Raw genomic sequence first — 23,901 nt, forward strand, 5'->3', positions numbered from 1 at the left:
AAGCAAAAGACATCCGCATGGCGGGTGTCTTTTTTTCATCCATTATGTTATAATACACTTTGTGACTATATATATATTGGGGACTCGCAGTTATGAGTAATGTATATGTTTTGGTAGAGCACTTCTACGAAAGCGATTTCAACTATGATATGATCTTGCCTCAAAATGTCGTCGAGAAATATTTGCGCCGCAAGGCTTGGCAGGGGGCTGATGATGAGGAACTCAGACGGATTTGGGTACTTATCTCGCTGTTGCTTTCCTATGTTGAGCAGCTGCATCTCTACTCGCTGGAGTCATTGACCATCAATGATCTTCACGAGGTGATTTACCGCTATGCGCAGGACGACAAGGAATTTGTGCTGGAAGAGGCGCCAGTGATGAAAATCGTGGCGCTTATTGAGGATTTTTTCAGCTTTGCCTGCAAGAATAGCCCTAAAGAGGATCTGCGTTCGTTCTTGCACGATGTGAAACAGTCCTTTTATTTGCAGAAAAACTTTGTCATGCCGCCGCGCCGCATGCAGGACGAATTCTATAATTCCTTGGAGCATCAGGACGAGGTTTCCGATGAAGACATGCAGCAGCTGAATCAGATGATGGATGCCCTGCTGCATCGCATGGACGATTTTTTCCAGCAGGCGAAGTATCGTTCCGATATGGACCGGGCCATGACAATGTTTGTGGGGCCGGATGGTGATACTTACAGCAGGCTGCCGGAGGAAGACCAGCAGTCCTTCTGGATAGGCTTCTGGGATTTCTTCCTGTTTGATTATCATATGCTGGCCTCGGATGAGACGCCGATCCGTTTTTACTACCGCCTGGAGAAAGAGAATCTGTCGGCGGCGGAATGTGATATCTTATTGGATCTGATGCAGGCAAAGTTTGGGATCTATGCAATCGATTATTATGATGTCGATTTTGTTTCCTGCCATAATCTGCTTACGGATGAACCCATAGAGCTGCCGATGCCGATCCTGATGGATGGCGGCATCGATGACTGCCTGTTGTATGGACATGTCCACAACAAGGGTGTCATGATGCTCAACTATGTCACGATACTTCCTGCCAGCCGCAAGCTGCAGCGGCGGATGCGCCAGGAGATCTTCAAGCAGTACGAACTCTTCAAATACCAGCAGCCTGAGGCCACCCTCGAAGCCTTTCTAGTCCGTGAGGCAGGGGCTGTGCGCCATACGATGAATATCCTGGCGCATTTCGCGCAGCTAAATGTTGTACCGAACCATGTGGTCAAGCCGCCGGTAAAGCGGACAGGAAATGTGATCTGGCAGCTGTCAGAGGAAGATCGCCGGGGGCTGGTGCGCTTCTCCTTGAAGTTTGGCATCAGCAAATATTCGGCCCAGCTTGTCTGCCGTTTGTTTTCGGACTATATCGCTGCCTTGGGGCAGGCGTATGAGCTGGTCGATAAGTCGGTGCTGGTTACGGCGGTGTTCCTGAAGTTTGCGGAGATCAATGGCTCTGATGTTGTTTCGGTCCCTGAGATCGTCAAGTTTTTAGGCACGTCGGCAGAGGATGTATTTGCTTGCATGGATGATGTGCGGGTACAGCTGGGGACGGTACGGTTCGATCCCAGGTACCTGACAGAGGAAGGTTTTATCCGCTCCCTGTATTGGGAATAGTATATGTGATGCCTTTTCATGGAGGTGTACGTGAATGGAAGATAAGAATCCACAGGTTCGCGTCATGTCGAATTCCGAACGGAATGATTATGATGGTGTAACCATTGATGAGAATACTGGTGCTGAGGAGGCACCGAAGCAAGATCCGTATCAGCGGATCACGTTCCACACGCTGAGCTGGAAGGATCTCCTTTTCAGCAATTCCACCTGGCTGACACGGATCGCTATCGTGTTGGTCCTGCTGGCGGTGGCAGGCATCTTCGTCTTTGCCGTCATGCCAGTGCTGCTGGTCTTGGCTGGGGTAGGCATTGTGGCATGGCTGCTGATGAATTTCATTTTTCATTGAGCATATAAAAAAGACAGGCTGTTGAGGCCTGTCTTTTCTTGTATCTGCAAGGAAAATCAGATATGGAATTTTGTTTTGATGCGTTCCACGGCGCGCAGCGTATTCTCGCGGTTGCCGAAAGCCGTGAGGCGGAAGTAGCCCTCGCCGCAGGGACCGAAGCCTGCGCCTGGCGTGCCGACGATATTGACTTCTGTGAGCAGCTTGTCGAAGAAGTCCCACGACGGCATATCATTCGGGGTCTTGAGCCAGATGTACGGAGCATTGACGCCGCCATAGGCTTTGATGCCGGCCGTCTCAAGTCCTTCGCGGATGATGCGGGCATTTTCCATGTAGTAGCCGACGAGCTCTTTGACCTGCTGCTGGCCCTCCGGCGTATAGATAGCAGCAGCGCCGCGCTGGACGATGTAGGCCGTGCCATTGAACTTCGTCGTATGGCGGCGGTTCCAGAGCTTGTTGAACTCAACAAGCGTGCCGTCAGCAGCGCGTCCCTTGACCGTCTTGGGGATGATCGTATAGCCGCAGCGCGTGCCGGTGAAGCCGGCCGTCTTTGAGAAGGAGCGGAACTCGATAGCGACCTCCTTGGCCCCTTCGATCTCGTAGATGGAACGGGGAACGTCATCTTCCGTGATGTAGGCTGCGTAGGCAGCATCGAAGAGGATGACAGACTGGTTTTCCCGTGCATAGTCTACCCATTTCTTGAGCTCGGCGCGTGAAAGCGTCGTGCCCGTCGGATTGTTCGGGCAGCAGAGATAAATCATGTCAACACGCTCGGCCGGCAGGGCAGGTGCGAAGTCGTTGCTGGCGTCGCAAGGCAGGTAGGTCACGCCCTCGAAATGACCGTCTGCCTGCAACGTGCCCGTGCGGCCAGCCATGACGTTGGTGTCAAGATATACCGGATATACAGGATCCGTGATGGCGACTTTGTTGTCAAGGCCGAAGATCTCCTGGATGTTGCCGCAATCGCTCTTGGAGCCATCGCTGACGAAAATCTCATCGGAATCGATATGGATACCGCGCTGGGTATAATTATGCTCGATGATGGCATCAGTCAGGAAGGAATAGCCCTGTTCTGGGCCATAGCCGCGGAACGTATCGGCATGGGCAAGCTCATCGACGGCCGTGTGCATGGCCTCGATGCAGGCTGCTGGCAGCGGCTGGGTAACATCGCCGATGCCGAGGCGGATGATGTCTGCCTCGGGATGTGCCTCCTTGAATGCCGCAACCCGGCGTCCAATCTCGGCGAAAAGATAGCTTCCTGGCAATTTCAGATAGTTATCATTAATAGATGCCATAAATAAAACCTCCTGAAGTATGTGTTTACTAATATAACTTTTTAGCATATTATAACACATTAATATGCATTCTCAATAAATAAATCGAAATTTTTTTCTTTGCTTGATTTAGTTTGCTCTTTTGTAACTGAGTATGATTAATGATACTTAAGTTAAGATAAATACCAATAATCATTAAATAATTTTATAATAAATAGTATTTACTTATAAAATTACTTTGTAGTATAATAAGCAAGGGTTAGACCGAATGTATCACAGTTGGCACTTTTCTGAATAGTTGATAAAATATTTTTTATGGAAGCAGGAAATATGAAGGCTATGCAGAATTAGTATGCCAAGGGGGATTCGATACAATCGATCTAGATGTTGTGTCGGTCTTATCTATGGTTGAGTAGGGAGCTTGACAGTTAGGTAAGGCAATGGGCACGGAAGAGTTTTTGTGTTTATTTTTTTTAGGAAGGGGAGTTTTCACTATGGAAATGCTTCTTGGTTTTCTGGTGCTGCTCGCATGCTTGATTGTTGGCGTGCGTCATGGCGGCATCGGCCTGGCTGTTGTCAGTGCTATCGGTCTTATCATTTTCACGTTCGTGTTCGGCTATCAGCCGGGCAAACCGCCGGTTGACGTAATGCTCACGATCATGGCGGTTGTTACCTGCGCCGGCTTCCTGCAGACGTCGGGTGGTCTTACGGTCATGCTGAAGTACGCAGAGAAATTCCTGCGCAGCAATCCGAAACGCATCACGCTGTATGCGCCAATCACGACTTGGCTGCTGACGATCCTCTGCGGTACGGGCCACGTTGTTTACACGATGTTCCCGATCATCTATGATATCGCCATCAAAGAGGGCATCCGTCCGGAGCGTCCGATGGCTGTTGCATCGGTTTCCTCGCAGATGGGTATCAGCGCATCGCCGGTATCGGTTGCACTGGTCGGCTTCATCGGTTTCTTCTCCGCTGCTGGCCTGCCGTACACGGTACTGAACCTGCTCATGGTTTCGATTCCGGCTACGCTGTGCGGTGTAATTGTTGCCGCTATGTACAGCTATTCCCGTGGTAAGGATCTGGAAGACGATCCGGAGTTCCAGGAACTCATCAAGGATCCGGAGGCTAAAGAGTACGTTTATGGTGATACGGAAAGTCTCATCGACAAAGATCTCCCGTCTTCGTATTATCATGCGATGTACATCTTCTTCATCGGCATCATCGTTATTGCCTTCCTGGGCAATAACCCGCAGCTCCTGCCGCATTTCCCGAATGCTAAGGGTGTCATGAAGGCCATCTCCATGACGACGGTCATCCAGATGATCATGCTGTTCATGGGTGCGATCATTCTCTTCACTTGCAAGATCAAGGCAAAAGATGTTGGCAACAGCCAGGTATTCCGTTCTGGTCTGGTTGCAGTCATCTCGGTATACGGCGTTGCCTGGATGGCAGATACGTACTTCTCCAACCATATGGCATTCCTCAAGGAAGTCCTTGGTTCGGCTGTACAGACCTATCCGTGGGCATATGCACTGATTGCCTTCTTCACTTCGAAACTCGTTAACTCGCAGGCAGCTGCTGTATCTATCGTTGTCCCGATGGCTTTGGGTATTGGCACCGATCCGGTTGTCATCATTTCCTTCATCTCGGCAATCTATGGTTACTTCTTCCTGCCGACTTATCCGTCTGACCTTGCCTGCATCGGTTTTGACCGTTCGGGTACGACGAAGATTGGTAAATACATCCTCAACCACAGCTTCATGATCCCAGGTCTGCTGGGCGTATTCACGGGCTGCTGCGTTGGTTATGTACTGGCTCATATTCTCTATTGATCGATTGCTGGATAGCAAAGAAAAAGATGACATTGAAAAATGTCATCTTTTTCTATATGAGGACTGTTGGAGGTGCAGGCTTTGATGAAGGATTATGAATTTCACTATGGACATGGAACCAAATCATTTCAACTCGATGAGGAAAAGGTACTCAAGGTCATTGAGATGCCTAAGGTGGAGCCGCTGACGGATATCTCCCAGGCAGTGCTGGATGCTGTATACCATCCGATCGGCCAGCCGCCGATCGATGAGGTCATCAAACCCGGCGATACGGTGACATTCATCTGCAATGACCCGACGCGGGTTGCCAATAGCTTTGATTTCATGCCGGTGCTCGTCAATGAGCTGAATCGTCTCGGGGTGCCCGATGCCAATATGCAGATTGTCTTTTCACTGGGCACGCATCGCTTGATGACTCAGCAGGAAATGGAAGAAGGTGTGGGCAAGGAGATTGCAGGCCGTCTGAAGATGTTCAACAGCGACTGTAATGTGCCGGAGGATTTCGAGTACTTTGGCACGACGAGCCGGTTCACGCCAGTGCTGATCAATAAGCATATCTGCCACAGCGATCATGTGATCCTGACGGGAACCATCGTGCACCATTATTTCAGCGGCTATGGCGGAGGTCGCAAGGCGGTACTGCCGGGCTGTGCGGCGATGGAGACGGTCCGCAAGAACCACAGCTTCATGATGGACCCCAATGCTGGCCTGGGACGTACTGAGGGCAACCCGGTCTATGAGGATCAGATGGAGGGCGTGGCCCTTTGGGCGAAGGGGCGCAGTGTCATCCTGTTCAATGCGATCCTCGATGCAGAGCACCGTTTCCTGCGGATTTTTGCTGGCGACTATATCAAGGCACATCAGGAAGCCTGCAAGTTTGTCGATGAAGTCTATGGCGTGCCGATCGCTAAGCAGGCAGATATCACGATTGCCAGCTGCGGCGGCTATCCGAAGGACATCAATGTCTATCAGATGCAGAAGACGATGGATAACGCCGTGCTCGCGACGCGTCAGGGTGGTGTCGTCATCCTGCTGGCGGAATGCGAAGAGGGAAGCGGCAGCAAGGTCCTTGAGGATGCCTGCCGCGAGCTCAAGACGGCCGATGCAATCGAGGCCAAGCTCAAAGAGCGCTTCGTGATCGGCGCCAATAAGGCCTATGCGGTCACACGCCTCACGAAGAAGGCCCATTTCATCCTTGTGACGGGGCTTGACCGGCAGCTGGCCAAGGATATGTTGTTCGACGGTGCTGTCGACACGGTGGCAGAGGCGCTGGAGCTGGCCCGTCAGTATGTGGGCGATGATCCCAGCTACATATTGATGCCGACTGGCAGCCTGACGGTGCCGTTGTTGGCAGAATAAGCCGAAAAAATGGCTGTGACAAATCCGTTTGTCACAGCCATTTTTTAGGCTTCCTGTTTCTTTTTGAGCAGATCCTTGCAGAAGTCAATGAAGGACTGGGCGGCCTTGGAGATGTAACGATCTTTCTTCCAGGCGAGGCCGACATCGACATAGATGGGATCGGACAATGGAATAGCCTTGACACCCGGTGTGTCTTCGACTACCATATCTAAAAGGAAAGCAACACCGACGCCGCTGGCGACAAGACCCTTGAGCGTGATGACCTGGTTGGATTCCAAAACGATGTTTGGCGTGATGTTTTCGGCACTCATCTTGGACAAGATGGTCTGACGCAGGAAAGAGCCTTCTTTCATCATGACGACATTTGCGTCAGCGACATCCTGCAGCGAAAGGGATTTTTTCTTGGCGAGCGGGCTGTCTTCCGGCACACAGCAGACGACCTGATTCTTGGACATCGGCAGCAGCTGCAGATGATTTGATGCACCTGAGATGATAATGATGCCGAAGTCAAGCTCGTCACGTTCGAGCTGTTCGCGGATTGACATCGAACCTTCTTCATGCATGAAGATATCGAGATGCGAATAGCGGCGCTGGAAGCTCGAGAAGATTTTCGGGAACAGATAAGCACCCATCATTGGTGGGATACCAATCTTGATGGTGCCTTTCTGCAACTGTTTGTAGTCATTGACTTCAAGAACCGCATCTTGGATGTTGCGCAGGGCAAGTTCGACGCGATTCAGGAAGACCGCGCCTTCGGGCGTGAGGGACAGCTGCTTCTGGCTGCGGTCGAAGAGCTGGATGCCGAGCTCAGCCTCTAGCTTCTTGATGGCCACAGTGATGTTTGGCTGAGAGACACGGAGCCGTTCGGCAGCCCGGGTGATATTTCGCAGACGGCTGGCCATCTGGAAATATTCAAGTTGTCGTAATTCCATGTTATCGCTTCTTTCTGTATAAATTAGTCTTATTATATTTTTATTATACCATACTTTTGACAAATATATGATATGATAATGAAAATTTATCATGAAAAATAAAATTTTTTTTATCGCAGGAGCAGTAGGATTTTTTCTATTCACATGGAATTATAATAGTGTATAGTAGTAGATGTAGCGAGATTTGGGATTTCATTCCAAGGAATCAACGGAAGATATTGGAAGAAATAGGAGGGCTTTTATTTTGGAAATTTCAACAGTCATAGGTGCAGTAGGCGGTCTTATCTCCGTATTCGTAGGTATGATCATCAAGGGTGCACCGATCAGCTCATTAAACAACCCGGCAGCATTCCTTATCATCATCTGCGGTACTTTCTCCTGCTTGTTTACAGCGTTCAATATGAATCAGCTGAAGAAGCTGCCTGGACTGGTCAAGATGGTTTTTTTCAAACCGGCACTTCACGAGAAGGCAGAGCTGCTGACTCTTTTCATTGAGCTTTCCCAGATTGCCCGTCGTGAAGGTATCCTGGCTTTGGAGAGCAAGGTACAGGATATTGATGATCCGTTCTTCCGGACGGGATTGAGCATGGTCATCGATGGTATGGATCCGGACTTTGTCGGCGATGTATTGGATGCGGAGCTGGCAGTCATGCAGGAGCGCCATGCCGAAGGCCGTGCGATGCTGGAGCAGGCTGGCCTGTATGCTCCGACCCTTGGTGTATTGGGCGCCGTTATCGGCCTTATCGCAGCCTTGGGTAACTTGAACGACGTCAATAAGCTGGGGCACGCAATCGCCGCAGCATTCGTTGCTACGATCCTCGGTATCTTCACCGCATACGTTGTCTATCTGCCGATGGCCAACAAGCTGAAGCTCCTGTCCAAGGCTGAGGTCAGCGAGAAGCGCATGATCATCGAGGGTATCCTTTCTCTGCAGGCCGGCGATTCGCCGACGCAGATCGAGGCGAAGCTCATGGTCTTCATTCCGCAGAGCGAGCGTGAAGGTTTGAAGAAGGAGTGATTTGATGGCTAGAAAGAAACATGCTGCGCCTCATGAGGAACATGAAGGCGAGCCGTGGCTCCTGCCGTATTCTGACCTTATGACACTCCTGTTGGCACTGTTCATCGCCCTGTTTGCTATTTCCCAGACGGACCAGAAGAAGATGTCCGAGCTGTCGCAGGCTTTCAGCTCGGCGTTCAACATGGGCGGCCCTTCGTTTTTCAGTCAGATGGGCCCAAATGCTGGCCGTCGTGCCGAGATGCCCTCCGACGAGGACAAGGGTAATCACGCGTATGTGGTAGAGAACCAGCAGCTCGAGGAGTTGCAGAAGAAAATGCAGGAATATATCGACCAGAACCAGCTGGACGATCAGCTGAGCACGGAGCTCAGCGAAGAAGGGCTTATGATCCGCATCAAGGAACGGGCCTTGTTCCCGTCGGGGTCAGCACAGCTGGTCGGTCAGGCACAGTCCATCATCCCGGTGGTAGCCGGGCTTTTAGGCTCGGTGCCGGAGCGCGTGGTCGTATCGGGACATACGGATAATGTCCCTATCAATACGGCGCAGTTCCCGTCCAACTGGGAGCTGAGCTCGACGCGTGCGATGAATTTCATGAAGGCCTTGCTGGCCAACAACCCGTCGATGAATCCGGCGCGCTTCAGCGCTATCGGCTACAGTGAGTATCGGCCACTGGCGGACAACAAGACCGATGAGGGGCGGGCAAAGAACCGCCGCGTAGAGGTGTTCATTGCCCGCAACTACCGGTTCAATCCGGACGAGAAGTCCGGTGGCAAGACGGAGCAGCCGGATACCGGTGCGGATGGCATGCCTACCAGTGGCACGACGAATCATATCCCGTCGACATCTGGCTCGGCTGGCAGTTCGATCGCAGGAACTTCATACTGATCTCATGAATCATGACAAGTCGGCTTACGGGTCGGCTTGTTTTACTATGGAAAGGAAATTTGTTGTATAATGGTAGTTGAGGTGATGAGGCATTGATACGGGGAATTGGCACAGATATCGTTGAGGTGGCGCGGGTGGCAAAGGCAATCGCCAATCCGCGGTTCTGTGCGCGGGTCTATACGGCGGCAGAACAGCAATACTGTGAGAGCCGTGGTGCCCAACGGGCCCAAAGCTATGCCGCGCGCTTTGCGGGCAAGGAAGCTGTGCTCAAGGCGTTCGGCACCGGCCTGCGGGAAGGCACGCTGCAGGACATTGAGATCCTGCCTGATGCGCTGGGATGCCCGCAGGTCAGGCTGACCGGTCATTTTGCAGGGCTGGCACGGGAGCGGGGAATCGCTAAGGTATGGATCTCCCTGAGCCACACGAGGGAATATGCAACGGCACAATGTGTGATGGAGGAAACGACATGAAGGTATCATTGAAGGCAGAGATGCGCAATATCGATAAGCTGACGGCAGAGAAATACGGGCTGCCGGCGCTGGTGCTGATGGAGAATGCCGGGCATAGGACGGCTGAAGCAGTGGACAGACTGCTGGCAGGTGTGGCGGCAAGGAATGTCTGCGTGCTGGCTGGCAGCGGGAACAACGGCGGCGATGCCCTGGCGGCGGCGCGGCACCTGCACAATATGGGAGCGAAGCTCAAGGTCTTCCTTGCGGGGGAGATGGCGCATTTCTCGCCGGCAACAGCGGCGATGCATAAGGCGCTCAACGCGATGGGCGTGGAGATGCATGTCCTGGAGAGTGACCGCGATTGGGACCGGCTGCATTTTGCCTTGAAGTTCACGGAGGGCATCGTGGATGGTATCCTTGGTACGGGCTTTGAGGGCGAGTTGCGCAAGAAGACGCTGCGCCTGATCGAAGAAGTGAACAGTGCAGGCAAGCTGGTGCTGTCCATTGATATCCCCAGCGGCGTCGAGGCGGATACGGGCCGGGTTCCCAGCGTGGCTGTGCAGGCGGCAGCTACGCTGTCGCTGGGGCTGCCGAAGGTGGGGCAGCTGTTGAGCCCTGGCGCAGAGTTCACGGGCCAGCTGCTGGTCGATGATATCGGCATCCCTGGTGAGCTGCTGCAGGATGCGGCAATCAAGCAGGCCTTGCTCGATGATGCGATGGCGGCGGGGCTGCTGCCGCCACGCAGCCGGGCTGCCCATAAGGGCAGCTGTGGCCGCATCCTCGTGGTCGCCGGATCCCATGGCATGACGGGGGCAGCAGCACTGGCCGCTTCGTCGGCCCTGCGCGCTGGTGCTGGCATCGTGACGCTGGCTGTGCCGCAGAGCGTGCATGATATCCTGGAGACGAAGCTCACCGAGGTCATGACCGTGCCCTTGGCAGAGACGAAGGAGGGCATCCTGGGCGGCGAAGAGGCGCTGGGGCAGCTGCTCTCGCTGGCTGAATCCTATGATGCAGTGCTCATCGGCCCGGGTCTCGGGCGGGCGGCAGAAACATTGGAACTTGTACGCCTCTTTGCTGCCCGCGTCAGCAAACCGCTGATTCTTGACGCTGATGCGATCTATGCGTTTAGCCGTCAGCCGGATGATCTGAGCCGGCTGCCGCAGGTGCCGGTACTCACGCCGCATCTCGGCGAGATGGCTGGCCTGCTGGGCGTGACGGTGCCAGAGCTGCGGGAGTCCCTGCTGCCGATTGTCCGCGAGGCAGCTGCGGAGTATCAGTGTGTCTTCGTGGTCAAGAGCGAGTGCACGCTGGTCGCATATCCGGATGGGGATGCGTTCTTCACGACGAAGGGCAATGCGGGTATGGCGACAGCGGGCAGCGGCGATGTGCTGGCAGGAACGATTGCGGGGCTCATGAAGCAGACGGAAAGCGGGCTGGCCCCGCTGCTGGGTGTCTACCTACATGGGCTCGCGGGCGACCTGGCAGCAGAGGCGAAGGGCGAGGCGCTCATCGCGTCGGATATTCGTGAGCACTTACCGGCAGCCCGGATGAAATTGCGGGAGATGCAGTATAAACAATAAACGAATGTGCGTACAAGAAATACGGAAATAAAAAAATGATGCAGGAAGTGGATAAAAGGACACTTTACATATTGACATCTGTATAGCTGAGGACTAGAATATAGTTACTTTGATAAAAGAAAAGGGGCATGAACATGGCAAATGTAAATGTTGACTGGGCAAATCTTGGATTCAGCTATCAGCCGATCACGAAACGTTATGTAGCAAACTACAAAGATGGCAAATGGGGCAAAGGCGGACTCACGGAGGACGCCAATGTCGTTATCAATGAGTGCGCAGGCATCCTGCAGTATTGCCAGGAAGTATTCGAAGGCCTTAAGGCATATAAGACGAAAGATGGCAAGGTCGTGACGTTCCGTCCGGACCAGAATGCCAAGCGCATGGTGGATTCGGCCAAACGCCTCGTGATGCCGCCGGTCCCGGAGGAGATGTTCCTCGAGGCTGTCGATCAGGTGGTCAAGGCGAATGCTGATTGGATCCCGCCGTATGAGACGGGCGGTGCGCTGTACCTGCGTCCGTACCTGTTCGCTACGGGCCCGGTCATCGGCGTCAAGCCGGCTGATGAATATCAGTTCCGCCTGTTCGGTACGCCGGTCGGTTCGTATTTCAAGAATGGCATCAAGCCAATCACGATCTGCGTCAGTGATTTTGACCGTGCTGCCCCGCACGGTACGGGCAACATCAAGGCTGGCCTCAACTATGCCATGAGCTTGCATCCGTATATCCTGGCTCATGAGAATGGCTATGATGAGAACATGTATCTCGATGCAGCTACGCGCACCTATGTCGAGGAGACGGGCGGCGCTAACTTCCTGTTCGTCACGAAGGACAACAAGATCGTCACGCCGAAGTCCGATTCGATCCTGCCGTCGATTACGCGCCGTTCGCTGGTGACGCTGGCAGAGAAGCTGGGATATACGGTCGAGCATCGTCCGGTCAAGTTCACCGAGCTCAAGGATTTTGCTGAGGCTGGCCTTTGCGGCACGGCTGCCGTCATCTGTCCGGTCGGCAAAGTCGTGAACCATGGCGAGGAAATCTGCTTCCCAAGCGGCATGGAGGAAATGGGCCCGGTACTCACGAAGCTGTACCACGAGCTCCGTGGCATCCAGATGGGCACCATCGAGGCGCCGGAGGGCTGGATCCGCGAGATCAAATAAGCGCATAGAAGTTTTTGGCAAAGACCTGCTGGCTTTCAGCAGGTCTTTTCTGTTTTTTCAGTTTGTTTTAAGACTTTAGTACTAAAATTTTTTAGCGGTAACAAGGAATTCTTTATCAAGAACACGAATAGTTTTTATGATAGGGAGACAAGATAGTAAGTTAGGGAGTTTTGCGTATGCCGTTTGATATAACCATGCCGATACAATTTCATGGAATTTTGTCGACCATCGGCTGGTTCGATGTGCTCGATATTATAATTGTGGCCGTGATCCTGTATAAGATCTATGTGATGCTCAAGGACACGCGGGCCATCACGCTGGTCAAGGGCGTGCTGGTGCTGCTCGTGGTGACGCTGATCTGCAGCTGGTTTGAGCTGCATGTCATTTCGTGGCTGCTGCAAAAGACTGTGACGCTCTTGTTTGTCGCCTTGCCTATCGTGTTCCAGCCCGAGCTGCGGCGCGCACTGGAGCATCTGGGACAGGGCTCTTTCTGGGGGGCGCAGACCTTGCTCAATGATGAGCAGGCGCGCTCGGTCGTCAATGAGCTCACCAAAGCGGTCAAGCAGCTGTCGGCGACCAAGACAGGCGCGCTGCTGGTCATCGAGCGCGATATGGGCCTCAACGACATCAGTGCGACCGGCATACGCATCGAGGGCCTGATCTCGGCGGACTTCCTGCTCAATGTATTCATCGTCAATACGCCGCTGCATGATGGTGCTGCCGTGATCCGCGGCAACCGCCTGATTGCAGCAGGCTGCCTGCTGCCCCTGACCGAGAACCGGTCGCTGTCGACAGAGCTGGGCACGCGTCATCGCGCGGCCATCGGCCTGTCGGAGCAGTGCGATGCCTTGGTGGTCGTCGTCAGTGAGGAGACCGGAACGATTTCGGTGGCCGAAAATGGCCATATCATGCGTCATCTCGACATCGACACGCTGCGGGCGGTGCTTATGCCGGCCTTTGCATCACCGCAGGAAAGCATCCGGGATATGGTGCGAAATTGGAGGAAGAAGAAATGATTTCAACGTTTCGCCATATGATACAACACAATCTGGTCGCCAAAATCGTGGCCGTGGTATCGGCTATCGTGCTTTGGGGCTATGTCATGAATGACCAGAATCCGGCTATCGAGAGCAGCTTCACCGTGCAGGTGCAGCTCCGCAATGCGCCGGATGGCTATAAGATCACGCAGGGGACGCCGACGGTGAAGGTCAAGGTACGCGCCGCGCGGTCGCTGTTCGTGAACAGTTCGGCAGAGGACTTCAAGGCGTATGTTGACCTCAAGGATGCGGAAAATGGCAAGCATTCCTATAAGGTCCATGTGGAGACGCCGCAGGGCTTTGAGGTCGTCGAGGAGAATCCGGGATCGATCGATGTGACGCTGGACCGCATCATCGAGCGGCGCGTGCGGGCGACCATCAACGTCAATGGTGTCCCGGCACCAGGAGTCACGGTGGCCAAGGTGAATCAGGCCAGCTCGAAGGTAGTCATCGAGGGGCCGGAGTCAGCAGTCAATGAGGTCGACCGCGTGATCGGCTATATCGGTCTCAATGGCAATAACGACAGTGATTTTGCCTTGCAGGTACCGCTGACGCCGATCAATGTGGATGGCCGTGAGGTACAGGGCGTCACTGTGAATCCGACGTCCATGTATGTGACCGTACAGATGGCGCGCGGCCTGCGGACGAAGATCGTCACGGTCAAGCCGGCCTTGACGGGAAGCCTGAACGGTGAGCTGGAACTGGTCAGCGCCAAGGTAGACCCCGTCAAGATCGAGATTGCCGGCGATGAGGCCAAGACCAGCACGGTATCGTCCCTGTCGACAGAGCCGATATCGCTGGCTGATGTGACGAAGAATATGGATAAGACGGTCAAGCTCATCCTGCCGGATGGCGTGACCGTCACGAATCCGGACGTAGTAGTCCATCTTGTCGTCAAGGCGAAAGAAGATAAGTGAATAGATATTGGAGTGAAGGTTACAAGTGATTCGCATAAGAAACTTTCAGGTCCCATTCACCGATGCGACCTGCTTGGAGGAACTTGCAGCCAGACGCTTGAAATTACCACCGCAGGCTGTGCTTGCGGTGGTAATTGTGCGTAAGGCTGTAGATGCGCGCCGTTATCATGGGGCGCCGGTGCAGTTTGTCTACGTGCTCGATGTAGCAGTAGCAGAGCCGGAAAAGAAGGTCTTGCAGCGCCTCAAGCGCGACAAGAACGTAGAAGTGGTCAAGAACGAAGCGGCGCCGGCGCCGGCTCTGCGCCAGTTCACGGGCAGGGAGCTGCGTCCGGTGGTGGTCGGCTTCGGCCCCGCGGGCATGTTTGCGGCGCTGACACTGGCCAAGGCAGGCTGGCAGCCCCTCGTGCTGGAGCGCGGTCAGGATGTCGATACGCGGCAGGCTGATATCGAGCGGTTCTGGCAGGGCGGGGCGCTTAACGTGCAGTCGAATGTGCAGTTCGGTGAAGGCGGTGCCGGCACGTTCTCGGATGGCAAGCTGACGACACGCATCAACGACGTACATATGCAGGATGTCATCGAGGCGTTCATCACAGCGGGGGCTCCTGAGGAAATCCGCTACCTGCATAAGCCGCATATCGGCACAGATCTCTTGCGCGGCATCGTCAAGAACATCCGGCAGGAAATCATCCGGCTTGGCGGGCAGGTGCGCTTTGGCGCTCAGGTTACGGATATCGAGCTCACGGCGGCCGGGGCTGTTGAAGCGCTGATCGTCAACGGCGAGGAGCGGCTGCCTGCCGCATCGGTATTCCTCGGCATCGGCCATTCGGCCCGCGATACGTATAAGATGCTGCTGGGCAAGGGCATCCGCATGGAGGCCAAGCCCTTTGCCATGGGCGTGCGCATCGAGCATCCGCAGGAGTTCATCGACCGGGCGCAGTATGGCGAGGATGCCGGTCATCCGCGCCTGCCGGTCGCTGATTACGCACTGACCTACAAGGACCCTGTGACGGGCCGTGGAGCGTACTCGTTCTGCATGTGTCCGGGCGGGCAGGTCGTCGCTGCGACGTCGGCTGAGGGACATGTCTGCACGAATGGCATGAGCAACTACAAGCGTGATTCGGGCATCGCCAACAGTGCCCTGCTAGTGCAGGTGGGCCCCGACGATTTCGGGCAGGAGGTGCTGGCGGGCATGGCCTTGCAGGATAAGCTCGAGGCACTGGCCTTCGAGCTGGGCGGACGCAACTACCATGCCCCCGTGCAGACGGTGGGCGACTTCCTGGGGGGCACGTCAGGCTCCACGCAGTTCCTGACGACGCCGACCTATCAGCCGGGGGTCAAGGCCGTTGACCTGCACGCGTTGCTGCCGGATTATATGGCGCAGACGCTCACGGGAGCTCTGCCGTGGTTTGACCGCAAGATTCCGGGCTTTGCCGACAAAGGAGCGGTCATGACGGGCATCGAGGCGCGCTCGTCGGCGCCCTGCCGTATCCGCCGCGACCGTGTGAGTTTTGTGGCTGAGGCCACGCCGGGTCTCTATCCGATGGGTGAAGGAGCTGGCTACGCAGGCGGCATCATGAGTGCGGCTGTTGACGGAATGAAAGCGGCACTTGCATTTTTAGACAAAAATGTGCATACTATTAAGAGTTGATACTAAATAGCGATTTCTTATTGCGAAATAGGAGGATATTATATTATGGCAAGATTGTTTGGTACGGATGGTGTCCGCGGTGAGGCAAATTCGGTTCTGACGCCGGAGATGGCCTATCGCCTTGGCCGTGCAGCTACGATTTATTTCGGCAAGGATTCCGAGGAGCAGCCGCTGATCCTGATTGGCCGCGACACGCGCCTTTCCGGTGAGATGTTCGAGGCGGCACTTACGGCAGGTATCTGCTCGGCTGGTGGCCGTGCGATGCTCGCCGGCATCATTCCGACGCCAGCTATCGCTTATCTGGCTCGCCGCCACAAGGCCAAAGCCGGTATTGTCATCTCGGCATCCCATAACCCGTTCCACGACAACGGCATCAAGTTCTTCGGTGGCGACGGCTACAAACTGCCGGATGCTGTCGAGGATGAGCTCGAGGTCATCGTGCATCAGCTGGAGAACGATGATAACTTTGCCCGTCCGACTGGCGACCGCATCGGTCATATCGAATACCGCACGGATCTGCTGAACCAGTACATCGAGTTTGTCGAGAGCACCTGCCAGGAGCGTTTCGATGGCATGAAGATTGTCCTTGACTGTGCAAATGGTGCAGCCTATGAGGTCATGCCGAAAGTGCTTCGTTCGCTCGGCGCGAAGGTCAAGGTCATCCATGCGCTGCCGAATGGCGTCAACATCAATGAGAACTGTGGCTCGACACATATGGAGTCACTGCAGAAGGCTGTCATTGAAAACGGTGCTGACTTCGGTATTGCGCACGATGGCGATGCGGACCGCTGCCTCTGTGTGGATGAGAAAGGCCAGATCATCGATGGCGATCACATCCTTGTCATGTGTGCACAGGATATGATGAAGAAGGGCACGCTGCCGTACAATACGGTCGTGTCGACGGTCATGGCCAATATCGGTTTCCACAAGGCCATCAAAGAAGCTGGCGGCCGCGTTGAAATCACGCAGGTCGGCGACCGCTATGTTCTTGAGAACATGCTCAAGAACGGATACAAGATCGGTGGCGAGCAGTCCGGTCATATCATTTTCACGGACTTCAGCACGACGGGCGATGGCCCAATCACGGCGCTGCAGGTGCTGGCTTCGGTCAAGCGCAGCGGCCGTAAGGCATCGGATCTCACGAATCTCATGACGACGTATCCGCAGCTGCTTGTAAATGTCCGCGTCGCAACGAAAGAGGGCTGGGAAGATAATGAGGCCATCAAGGCTGCTATCGAAGAAGGCAACAAGGAGCTCGGCAATGATGGCCGCATCCTCGTCCGTCCGTCCGGTACCGAGCCGCTGATTCGTGTCATGGCGGAAGGCCCCGATCAGGCACAGCTTGATGTCATCTGCCATCGCATCGCCGATGTCGTCAAGAAAGAGCAGGGCTGAAATTGACCGGTCAGAAACAGGCGCTGGTTCTGGCCAGCTTTGGCGTCAGCGATGCAGCTGCGCGTGCCGCCAGCCTTGATGCAGCGGCAGCGCTTTTGCAGCAGGAATTTCCCGCTTGGCAGGTATATCAGGCGTACACGTCGAATTTTATCCGCAAGCGTCTTGTGGCTGCGGGCGTGCAGGCCTTCAGCCTGCCGGAGCTGCTGACGCAGCTGGCAGATGCTGGCTTTGCGCGTGTGCTGGTACAGCCGTCTCACCTGACGCCTGGCGAGGAGTTTGACCACAAGGTCTGCGCGGCCGCCGATGAGGCAACTGCGCTGTTTCCTGCGGGGCTTGCCGTCGGCCAGCCTGTGTTCGCAGAACCGGCTGACTATGGGCGCGTGCTGGATGCTGTCCTGCCGGCGCTGGGCCTGATGCCTGGGGAAGAGCTCGTGCTGTTCGGGCATGGCTCGCCGCACCGGCACAATCCGGTTTATGAGCGTCTGCAGCAGGTGGCAGATGACCGCCAGCTGCCGGTGCATGTCGGCGTGCTGGAGCCGATGGATACGCCGAACCTGGCGATGGTCAGGGAGCGCCTGCGGCAGCGCGGCAGCAGGAAGTTGCTGCTGGCCCCGCTGCTCCTCTCCGGCGGTAGCCATGTCACGCGTGATATGGCCGGCAGCAATCCGGACTCCTGGCAAAGCCAGCTCGTGGCAGCAGGCTTTGCGGTGCGGACGGATATGCGCGGCCTGGGTGAGCATCCAGCCTTCCGGGCACTCTATGCCCAGAAGGTGCGCCAGGCGCTGGCAGCAGTCAAATGGTAAAAGATAAGAGGAATTTTCGGATAACTTTCGGCTATCATATGAATTCGATATAAATATTTTTATTTTTTGAAAATTCCTCTATAATATAAATTAACCAACAGCCCCCAATATAGGCATTATCGTTTAATTTGAATGAGGTGAGTGTATGTCACATCCAGTAACAACGAATCCTTTGATCATCATGCTGATCAACATGACGGTCGTATTCCTGGTTCTGACGGTTTTGGGTCTTGTCATCAATCTGATCCACATCATCGATCCGACGAAACCGAAACAGGAAAAGCAGGAAGAGGCCGCACCCGCACCGGCAGAAGCAGCTGCTGCGCCTGTGGAAAGCGCGCCGGCAGCCGGGACGGCAGCTGCCGAGGAGGGGATTTCCCCGGAGATCGTCGCCGTCATCGCTGCAGCGATTGCCAGCTATGGCTATGGCATGGAGCAGGTTCGTGCGATTCGCCCGTTGCCGCGTGATGCTTGGAAAAATTCCGGCCGTGCACAGATGGCAAACCGGGGCTAAGGCAGGGAAGGAGGAAATATTATGGAACTTTTGAATGCATTTGCCGTTTCCCTGCAGTCGGTTTGGGCTGACAGCGGTTTTTCGGCATTCACCATGGGCAATGGCATCATGATCCTCGTGGGTTTGCTGCTGCTCTATATGGCCATTGTCAAGGAGTTTGAGCCGCTGCTCCTGGGGCCGATCGCCTTCGGCTGCGTGCTGGCAAACTTCCCGCGCACGGGCTTCTTCACGGAGCCGGGCCTTATGCAGGCTATCCACTATGGTATCGCCAATGAGATTTTCCCGCCGCTGATCTTCCTGGGCATCGGTGCGATGACGGACTTCGGCCCGCTGCTCGCCCGCCCGGTTACCCTGCTCCTGGGGGCAGCTGCACAGATCGGTGTCTTCGTCGCCCTCGTCGGCGCAATGCTCCTGGGCTTCAACGTACAGGAAGCTGGCGCTATCGGCATCATCGGTGGTGCTGATGGCCCGACGGCTATCTATCTTTCCATCCAGATGGCACCGCACCTCCTGGGCGCGATTGCCGTAGCCGCTTACTCCTACATGTCGCTGGTTCCGCTGATCCAGCCGCCGATCATGAAGCTCTTGACGTCGCAGAAAGAGCGTGAGGTGGCCATGGAGCAGTTGCGTCCGGTTACGAAGTTCGAGCGTGTCTGCTTCCCAATCGTTGCTGCAATCGTCATCAGCCTGCTGCTGCCGCCAATCGCGTCGCTGCTTGGCTGCTTGATGCTCGGCAACTTGTTCCGTGAGTCCGGCGTCATGGACCGCCTCTCGGATACGGCGCAGAATTCGCTCTGCAACATCGTTACGATTTTCCTCGCAACGGGTACTGGCATGACGATGAATGCCGATGACTTCCTCGTTCCGCAGACGCTCATGATCATCGGCCTTGGCCTTGTGGCTTTCATCGCTGGTACGGCTGGCGGTGTCCTGTTCGGCAAGATCATGTGCCGTGTGTCCGGCTGGAAGATCAACCCGCTGATCGGCTCGGCTGGTGTATCGGCAGTGCCGATGGCAGCACGCGTCAGCCAGGTGGTTGGCATGAAGGCAAAACCGGGCAACTACCTGCTCATGCATGCCATGGGCCCGAACGTTGCTGGCGTCATCGGTACGGCAGTAGCTGCTGGTACGATGCTGGCTATGCTCAAATAAGTTCATAGAATAGGTAAGCCCGCTGATTCAAGATATGAGTCAGCGGGCTTTTGCTTTACCGAATTGCAGGTTTCTGCGTTCTTTCTGATTTCTGCGCTTACGGACACTCTGCAATTTGAACATAAAGGTGCCAGTGCTGTCGATTGACAGGCCGTATGCATCGGTGTAAAATTTGTAAATGGACGGGTGCCGTGAGGCTTAATAGAGAAACCGGTGCGATGCCGGTACGGTCACGCCACTGTAATGCGGAGAATCTCATAATATGTCACTGGCAGTTTGCTGGGAAGGCTTGAGGTTTGATGAGGCAGAGTCAGGAGAACTGCCAGTCTGAAAATCACCGTGAAAGTGCAGGCTTTCGCACCTACGAACGATGGGGAGGGGATTCGGCGTATAGTGGAGTCCCTTCTCTGCGTGGAGAAGGCTTTTTTTATGGTGTAAACCAAGTAGCAGGTGGAGGTTATCAGAAGTATGAGCGGAATTTTTTATGGTATTGGTGTGGGCCCTGGCGATCCGGAGCTCTTGACAATCAAGGCAATCCGTGCCATCGAGAAGGTTGATGTGCTGATTGCACCGAAGACAGAGAAGAAGGATGGCAGTGTGGCGCTTTCGATTGCCAAACCATATCTGAAGAAGGATATCGAGATTGTCTATCAGGTATTCCCGATGGTCAAGGGGTTTGCAGAGAACAATACCGATGCCTGGGAGTCGAATAAGAAGGAAATCCTGGCACTTTTGAAGGCGGGCAAGAATGTGGCTTTCCTGACGCTCGGCGATCCGATGTTTTATAGCACATACATCTATGTTTACCGCTTGCTGGAGCATGAAGATATCGAAATCCAGACAATCCCGGGCATTCCGGCATTTGCGGCAATCGGCAGCCAGATGGGGTATCCGATCGTTGAGGGCGACGATGTGCTTAGCATCGTGCCGGCAACAGCTTCGCCGGAGAAGGTCGAAAAAGCTGTGCAGTCGGCCGATAATGTCGTGCTCATGAAGGTGTACAAGAATTTCGCTGAAATCACGGATATGCTGGCCCGCAACGATATGGCCAAGCAGGCTGTGCTCGTAAGCCGTGCAGGTCTTCCCGATGAACGCATCATCGAGGACATCGAGGCGCATAAAGAGGAAAAACTGAATTACTTATCGACTATCCTGACGCGGAAAAACTAAGCGGGATGGTTGATATATAGAAGGGAAGTTTTCTATCATGAAAAAAATCCTGTTCTTGCTTATGGCGGCACTGGTTATGCTGGCAGCAGGCTGTGGACCGCAGCCTGCTGCCACGGACGGCAGTTCCGCCAAGGCGTATGCGGTCATTACCGATGATTTGGGCCGCGAGGTCGTGCTTCCCCAAAAGCCGAAGCGTATTGTCGTGACCTCAGCATCGTTTTTGGAGCCATTGGAGTCCGTCGATGGCGCAGCATTGGTTGTCGGCCGTCCGGATTCCAAGACCAAGATGCCGGATTACGCCAAGGAGCTCACCAGCGTCGGTAAGGTCTATCAGATTGATGCCGAGAAAGTGCTGGCCTGTGAGCCGGATCTTGTCATTGTCAATAAAGGTATGAACGAGAAGCTCGTCGATGCGCTGGAGAGCAATGGCATCCGTACTTTGGTGCTCGATATGAAGAGCTATGAGGATGTCAAGCGCGAGGTCGGCATTCTGGCGCAGGTGACGGGCGCCAAGGACAAAGGCGACAAGCTGATTGCTGACATGGATGCGAAAATCCAGTCGGTCAAGGATAAGATTCCGCAGGACAAGCGCCGCGTATCTGTCATCCATAGTACAAGCCAGGGCCTTACGGTGCAGCTTGAGGGCAGCATTGCCGGATCGGTGGCGAAGATGCTGGGCTGGGAGAATGTAGCCAGTGGCACGGCACCGCTGGAGAAGAATCCCGATGCAGCACCGTACAGTCTGGAAAATCTCGTCGCCCAGAATCCGGAGCTCATCTTTGTCACAAGCATGGGCAAGCTGGATGCCATCAAGAGCGAGATGGATGCAACGATGAAGGGCAGCCCTGCCTGGCAGTCGGTCGCGGCTGTACGTGAGGGGCGTGTCTACTATTTGCCGCAGGATCTTTTCCTGTTGAGCCCCGGCATCCATTATCCGGAGGCCGTCGAGGCGATGGCCAGATGCGTTTATCCTGAGGTGTTTGCCAAATGAAAAAAATGCCGGCTGAATCGGACCGTCTGGTAAAGCGGCGGATATCACTATTAGTGGTATTTGCCGTTTTGGCATGTCTGGGCGGCATCATCAGCATAATGAAAGGTTCCGTTCCCATTCCATTGGCAGAGATTGCCGCTGCGCTTTTAGGGGACAGTGCTGGCACCCATCAGCAGATCCTGATGAATATCCGTTTGCCACGCACTATCGTTGCCGCCTTTGTCGGCATCAATCTGTCGTTGTCGGGAGCTATCTTGCAGGCCATCATGAAAAATCCGCTGGCTGATCCGCATATCATCGGCATATCATCGGGGGCAGGGCTGGCGGGCATTGTCATCATGCTCGCACTGCCAGAACACAGCTGGCTTATCATGCCAGTGGCGTTTGCTGGAGCGATGGGAGCAGCTATGCTCATCTATCTTCTGGCCTGGAAGAACGGTATCCGGCCAATCCGCATCATCCTGGCGGGCGTCGCTGTGTCAGCCTTTTTCGGCGCAGGGATTTCGGCGATGATGATTTTTTACAGTGACAGGGTCCATAGTGCGCTGATGTGGATGGTCGGCGGACTGTCGGCGCGCAGCTGGCCGCATGTCGAGCTGCTTTGGCCCTATACGCTGGCCGGGCTGGTGCTGGCGCTGGTACTCGCGCGGCAGCTCAATATTCTCCAGCTCGGGGATGAGCTGGCCCGCGGTCTTGGCCTGTCCGTGGAACGGACGCGGCTTTTGGCGACGGCGGTCGCGGCATTGCTCGCGGCAAGTGCCGTGTCAGTGGTCGGCCTATTGGGGTTTGTCGGCCTTATTGTCCCCCATGCTGCGCGGCTGCTGGTGGGCTCGGACTATCGCTTCCTGCTGCCGGCAGCGGCGCTTTTGGGCGCAGCGGTCGTGATGTTTAGCGATACGTTTGCGCGCACGGCTTTTGCACCGGTGGAGCTGCCTGTCGGTATCATCATGGCAGTGCTCGGTGCGCCGTTCTTCCTGTTCCTGCTCAGAAGGGAGCTTTGATATGACACTTTCCATCAAGAATCTGAGCGTCAGGATTGCGCATAAGGACATCCTGCATGATTTATCGATTGACTTTGCGGCAGGAAAGCGCACGGCAATCATCGGACCGAATGGGGCGGGCAAGTCGACGCTGCTGAAGACCGCAGCAGGGCTGCGCACGGACTATACGGGCAGTGTCCAGCTTGATGCGGTGGATATCCGCAGGCTTTCACGGCGGGATATCGCGCGCAGGCTGGCCATCCTGCCGCAAGGCGCGACGGCACCGCCTGATACGACGGTGCAGCAGCTGGTAGACTACGGGCGCTTTCCGTATCGCAGCTGGTTTCGTGCCAGCGATGCCAAGGCAGATCGCGAGGCGGTCGAGTGGGCGATGGCAGTCACGCATACGGAGCAATTTGCGGCGCGTCAGGTGCAGACGTTATCAGGTGGCGAGCGGCAGCGGGCGTTTCTGGCGATGGCGCTTGCCCAGCAGCCAGAGATCCTGCTGCTTGACGAGCCGACGACGTATCTCGATATTGCCCATCAGCTGGAGGTCATGGACATAGTCGCTAAAATCAATCGCGATTATGGCATGACTGTCATCATGGTGCTGCACGATATCAACCACGCGCTGCAGTATGCTGATGAGATTGCCGTATTGACCGGTCATCACATAGCAGCGCAGGGGCGGCCACAGGACATCCTGACCGTGGACATGCTGGCTGAAGTCTTCCATGTGAAGGCCGATGTTTTCGTGAATAGTCAGGGAGCGGCGGTGTTATCGCCGGTGGGCCTGGTGAGAGACTGACGGCCTGTGCCATATATATAGAAGC

At 55.0% G+C, this 23,901-nt stretch carries 22 protein-coding genes and 1 riboswitch; of the genes, 20 read left to right on the top strand and 2 right to left on the bottom strand.

Annotated features, from left to right (window positions below):
- Nucleotides 1-92: 92 nt before the first annotated feature.
- Together FZ041_RS11385 and FZ041_RS11390 are read left to right on the top strand one after the other, a co-directional pair.
- The gene (locus FZ041_RS11385; protein ID WP_149189647.1) at nucleotides 93-1,631 is read left to right on the top strand and encodes a hypothetical protein; all 1,539 of its coding nucleotides are present in this window, start codon (nucleotides 93-95) and stop codon (nucleotides 1,629-1,631) included.
- 34 nt (nucleotides 1,632-1,665) lie between these two features.
- Nucleotides 1,666-1,977 (top strand): hypothetical protein, encoded by a 312-nt coding sequence (locus tag FZ041_RS11390; protein WP_075442906.1) that lies wholly within the window; start codon nucleotides 1,666-1,668, stop codon nucleotides 1,975-1,977.
- Between the two features lie 56 nt (nucleotides 1,978-2,033).
- Here the strand turns inward: FZ041_RS11390 and FZ041_RS11395 are convergent, their stop codons facing one another.
- Nucleotides 2,034-3,269, bottom strand: a complete 1,236-nt coding sequence (locus FZ041_RS11395) for an LL-diaminopimelate aminotransferase (protein ID WP_149189648.1) — start codon at nucleotides 3,267-3,269, stop codon at nucleotides 2,034-2,036.
- Nucleotides 3,270-3,742: 473 nt separating this feature from the next.
- Between FZ041_RS11395 and FZ041_RS11400 the strand changes: the two genes are divergently transcribed.
- Both FZ041_RS11400 and FZ041_RS11405 read left to right on the top strand, forming a co-directional pair.
- Nucleotides 3,743-5,083 (top strand): anaerobic C4-dicarboxylate transporter, encoded by a 1,341-nt coding sequence (locus FZ041_RS11400; protein WP_075442910.1) that lies wholly within the window; start codon nucleotides 3,743-3,745, stop codon nucleotides 5,081-5,083.
- 84 nt (nucleotides 5,084-5,167) lie between these two features.
- Nucleotides 5,168-6,442 (top strand): nickel-dependent lactate racemase family protein, encoded by a 1,275-nt coding sequence (locus tag FZ041_RS11405; RefSeq protein ID WP_149189672.1) that lies wholly within the window; start codon nucleotides 5,168-5,170, stop codon nucleotides 6,440-6,442.
- Nucleotides 6,443-6,486: 44 nt separating this feature from the next.
- Here FZ041_RS11405 and FZ041_RS11410 read toward each other — a convergent pair whose 3' ends face one another.
- Nucleotides 6,487-7,374, bottom strand: coding sequence for a LysR family transcriptional regulator (locus FZ041_RS11410; RefSeq protein ID WP_149189649.1), 888 nt, complete (start codon nucleotides 7,372-7,374; stop codon nucleotides 6,487-6,489).
- A gap of 244 nt (nucleotides 7,375-7,618) precedes the next feature.
- Between FZ041_RS11410 and motA the strand changes: the two genes are divergently transcribed.
- From motA to FZ041_RS11490, 16 genes are all read left to right on the top strand, one after another.
- Nucleotides 7,619-8,392, top strand: a complete 774-nt coding sequence (gene motA, locus FZ041_RS11415; protein WP_075442916.1) for a flagellar motor stator protein MotA — start codon at nucleotides 7,619-7,621, stop codon at nucleotides 8,390-8,392.
- A gap of 4 nt (nucleotides 8,393-8,396) precedes the next feature.
- Nucleotides 8,397-9,275 carry a flagellar motor protein MotB gene (locus tag FZ041_RS11420; RefSeq protein ID WP_075442918.1) on the top strand — a complete coding sequence of 293 codons (879 nt, stop codon included), beginning with the start codon at nucleotides 8,397-8,399 and terminating at the stop codon, nucleotides 9,273-9,275.
- Between the two features lie 92 nt (nucleotides 9,276-9,367).
- Complete coding sequence (gene acpS / locus FZ041_RS11425; protein WP_075442920.1) at nucleotides 9,368-9,745, top strand: holo-ACP synthase; 378 nt, start codon at nucleotides 9,368-9,370, stop codon at nucleotides 9,743-9,745.
- Entirely contained in the window at nucleotides 9,742-11,304 is a 1,563-nt protein-coding gene (locus FZ041_RS11430; protein WP_075442922.1) for an NAD(P)H-hydrate dehydratase, read from the top strand. The genes acpS and FZ041_RS11430 overlap by 4 nt, the downstream gene beginning before the upstream one ends.
- 134 nt (nucleotides 11,305-11,438) lie before the next feature.
- The gene (locus tag FZ041_RS11435; protein ID WP_149189650.1) at nucleotides 11,439-12,461 is read left to right on the top strand and encodes a branched-chain amino acid aminotransferase; all 1,023 of its coding nucleotides are present in this window, start codon (nucleotides 11,439-11,441) and stop codon (nucleotides 12,459-12,461) included.
- A gap of 176 nt (nucleotides 12,462-12,637) precedes the next feature.
- Nucleotides 12,638-13,477 carry a diadenylate cyclase CdaA gene (gene cdaA, locus FZ041_RS11440; RefSeq protein ID WP_075442926.1) on the top strand — a complete coding sequence of 280 codons (840 nt, stop codon included), beginning with the start codon at nucleotides 12,638-12,640 and terminating at the stop codon, nucleotides 13,475-13,477.
- Nucleotides 13,474-14,415 carry a CdaR family protein gene (locus FZ041_RS11445; RefSeq protein WP_075442928.1) on the top strand — a complete coding sequence of 314 codons (942 nt, stop codon included), beginning with the start codon at nucleotides 13,474-13,476 and terminating at the stop codon, nucleotides 14,413-14,415. The genes cdaA and FZ041_RS11445 overlap by 4 nt, the downstream gene beginning before the upstream one ends.
- A gap of 25 nt (nucleotides 14,416-14,440) precedes the next feature.
- Entirely contained in the window at nucleotides 14,441-16,063 is a 1,623-nt protein-coding gene (locus tag FZ041_RS11450; RefSeq protein ID WP_149189651.1) for an NAD(P)/FAD-dependent oxidoreductase, read from the top strand.
- Between the two features lie 45 nt (nucleotides 16,064-16,108).
- Nucleotides 16,109-17,458: a phosphoglucosamine mutase gene (glmM, locus tag FZ041_RS11455; protein ID WP_149189652.1), complete on the top strand. Its 1,350-nt coding sequence runs from the start codon at nucleotides 16,109-16,111 to the stop codon at nucleotides 17,456-17,458.
- A gap of 2 nt (nucleotides 17,459-17,460) precedes the next feature.
- Nucleotides 17,461-18,261 (top strand): sirohydrochlorin cobaltochelatase, encoded by an 801-nt coding sequence (locus FZ041_RS11460; protein ID WP_149189653.1) that lies wholly within the window; start codon nucleotides 17,461-17,463, stop codon nucleotides 18,259-18,261.
- A 145-nt stretch (nucleotides 18,262-18,406) separates the two neighbouring features.
- Complete coding sequence (locus FZ041_RS11465) at nucleotides 18,407-18,775, top strand: OadG family protein (RefSeq protein ID WP_075442937.1); 369 nt, start codon at nucleotides 18,407-18,409, stop codon at nucleotides 18,773-18,775.
- 21 nt (nucleotides 18,776-18,796) lie between these two features.
- Nucleotides 18,797-19,927 carry a sodium ion-translocating decarboxylase subunit beta gene (locus tag FZ041_RS11470; RefSeq protein ID WP_149189654.1) on the top strand — a complete coding sequence of 377 codons (1,131 nt, stop codon included), beginning with the start codon at nucleotides 18,797-18,799 and terminating at the stop codon, nucleotides 19,925-19,927.
- A gap of 167 nt (nucleotides 19,928-20,094) precedes the next feature.
- Nucleotides 20,095-20,268, top strand: a riboswitch (cobalamin riboswitch).
- A 127-nt stretch (nucleotides 20,269-20,395) separates the two neighbouring features.
- Nucleotides 20,396-21,097, top strand: coding sequence for a precorrin-2 C(20)-methyltransferase (cobI, locus tag FZ041_RS11475; protein WP_149189655.1), 702 nt, complete (start codon nucleotides 20,396-20,398; stop codon nucleotides 21,095-21,097).
- A 37-nt stretch (nucleotides 21,098-21,134) separates the two neighbouring features.
- Nucleotides 21,135-22,088 (top strand): ABC transporter substrate-binding protein, encoded by a 954-nt coding sequence (locus tag FZ041_RS11480; protein WP_149189656.1) that lies wholly within the window; start codon nucleotides 21,135-21,137, stop codon nucleotides 22,086-22,088.
- Entirely contained in the window at nucleotides 22,085-23,089 is a 1,005-nt protein-coding gene (locus FZ041_RS11485) for a FecCD family ABC transporter permease (protein WP_255449385.1), read from the top strand. Before FZ041_RS11480 ends, FZ041_RS11485 begins: the two co-directional genes overlap by 4 nt.
- Before the next feature lies 1 nt (nucleotide 23,090).
- Complete coding sequence (locus FZ041_RS11490; RefSeq protein WP_149189657.1) at nucleotides 23,091-23,876, top strand: ABC transporter ATP-binding protein; 786 nt, start codon at nucleotides 23,091-23,093, stop codon at nucleotides 23,874-23,876.
- Nucleotides 23,877-23,901: the final 25 nt, after the last annotated feature.

The sequence above is a fragment of the Pseudoselenomonas caprae genome (genome assembly GCF_008271345.1).
GTDB lineage: Bacteria > Bacillota > Negativicutes > Selenomonadales > Selenomonadaceae > Selenomonas_A > Selenomonas_A caprae.

Coding starts and splice junctions, on each gene's coding strand:
- FZ041_RS11385 (WP_149189647.1), top strand. CDS start 93: ATGAGTAATGTATATGTTTTGGTAGAGCACTTCTACGAAAGCGATTTC.
- FZ041_RS11490 (WP_149189657.1), top strand. CDS start 23,091: ATGACACTTTCCATCAAGAATCTGAGCGTCAGGATTGCGCATAAGGAC.
- FZ041_RS11395 (WP_149189648.1), bottom strand. CDS start 3,269: ATGGCATCTATTAATGATAACTATCTGAAATTGCCAGGAAGCTATCTT.
- FZ041_RS11470 (WP_149189654.1), top strand. CDS start 18,797: ATGGAACTTTTGAATGCATTTGCCGTTTCCCTGCAGTCGGTTTGGGCT.
- FZ041_RS11480 (WP_149189656.1), top strand. CDS start 21,135: ATGAAAAAAATCCTGTTCTTGCTTATGGCGGCACTGGTTATGCTGGCA.
- FZ041_RS11420 (WP_075442918.1), top strand. CDS start 8,397: ATGGCTAGAAAGAAACATGCTGCGCCTCATGAGGAACATGAAGGCGAG.
- glmM (WP_149189652.1), top strand. CDS start 16,109: ATGGCAAGATTGTTTGGTACGGATGGTGTCCGCGGTGAGGCAAATTCG.
- FZ041_RS11390 (WP_075442906.1), top strand. CDS start 1,666: ATGGAAGATAAGAATCCACAGGTTCGCGTCATGTCGAATTCCGAACGG.
- FZ041_RS11410 (WP_149189649.1), bottom strand. CDS start 7,374: ATGGAATTACGACAACTTGAATATTTCCAGATGGCCAGCCGTCTGCGA.
- FZ041_RS11465 (WP_075442937.1), top strand. CDS start 18,407: ATGTCACATCCAGTAACAACGAATCCTTTGATCATCATGCTGATCAAC.
- FZ041_RS11405 (WP_149189672.1), top strand. CDS start 5,168: ATGAAGGATTATGAATTTCACTATGGACATGGAACCAAATCATTTCAA.
- FZ041_RS11435 (WP_149189650.1), top strand. CDS start 11,439: ATGGCAAATGTAAATGTTGACTGGGCAAATCTTGGATTCAGCTATCAG.
- cdaA (WP_075442926.1), top strand. CDS start 12,638: ATGCCGTTTGATATAACCATGCCGATACAATTTCATGGAATTTTGTCG.
- FZ041_RS11485 (WP_255449385.1), top strand. CDS start 22,085: ATGAAAAAAATGCCGGCTGAATCGGACCGTCTGGTAAAGCGGCGGATA.
- FZ041_RS11445 (WP_075442928.1), top strand. CDS start 13,474: ATGATTTCAACGTTTCGCCATATGATACAACACAATCTGGTCGCCAAA.
- FZ041_RS11400 (WP_075442910.1), top strand. CDS start 3,743: ATGGAAATGCTTCTTGGTTTTCTGGTGCTGCTCGCATGCTTGATTGTT.
- cobI (WP_149189655.1), top strand. CDS start 20,396: ATGAGCGGAATTTTTTATGGTATTGGTGTGGGCCCTGGCGATCCGGAG.
- FZ041_RS11430 (WP_075442922.1), top strand. CDS start 9,742: ATGAAGGTATCATTGAAGGCAGAGATGCGCAATATCGATAAGCTGACG.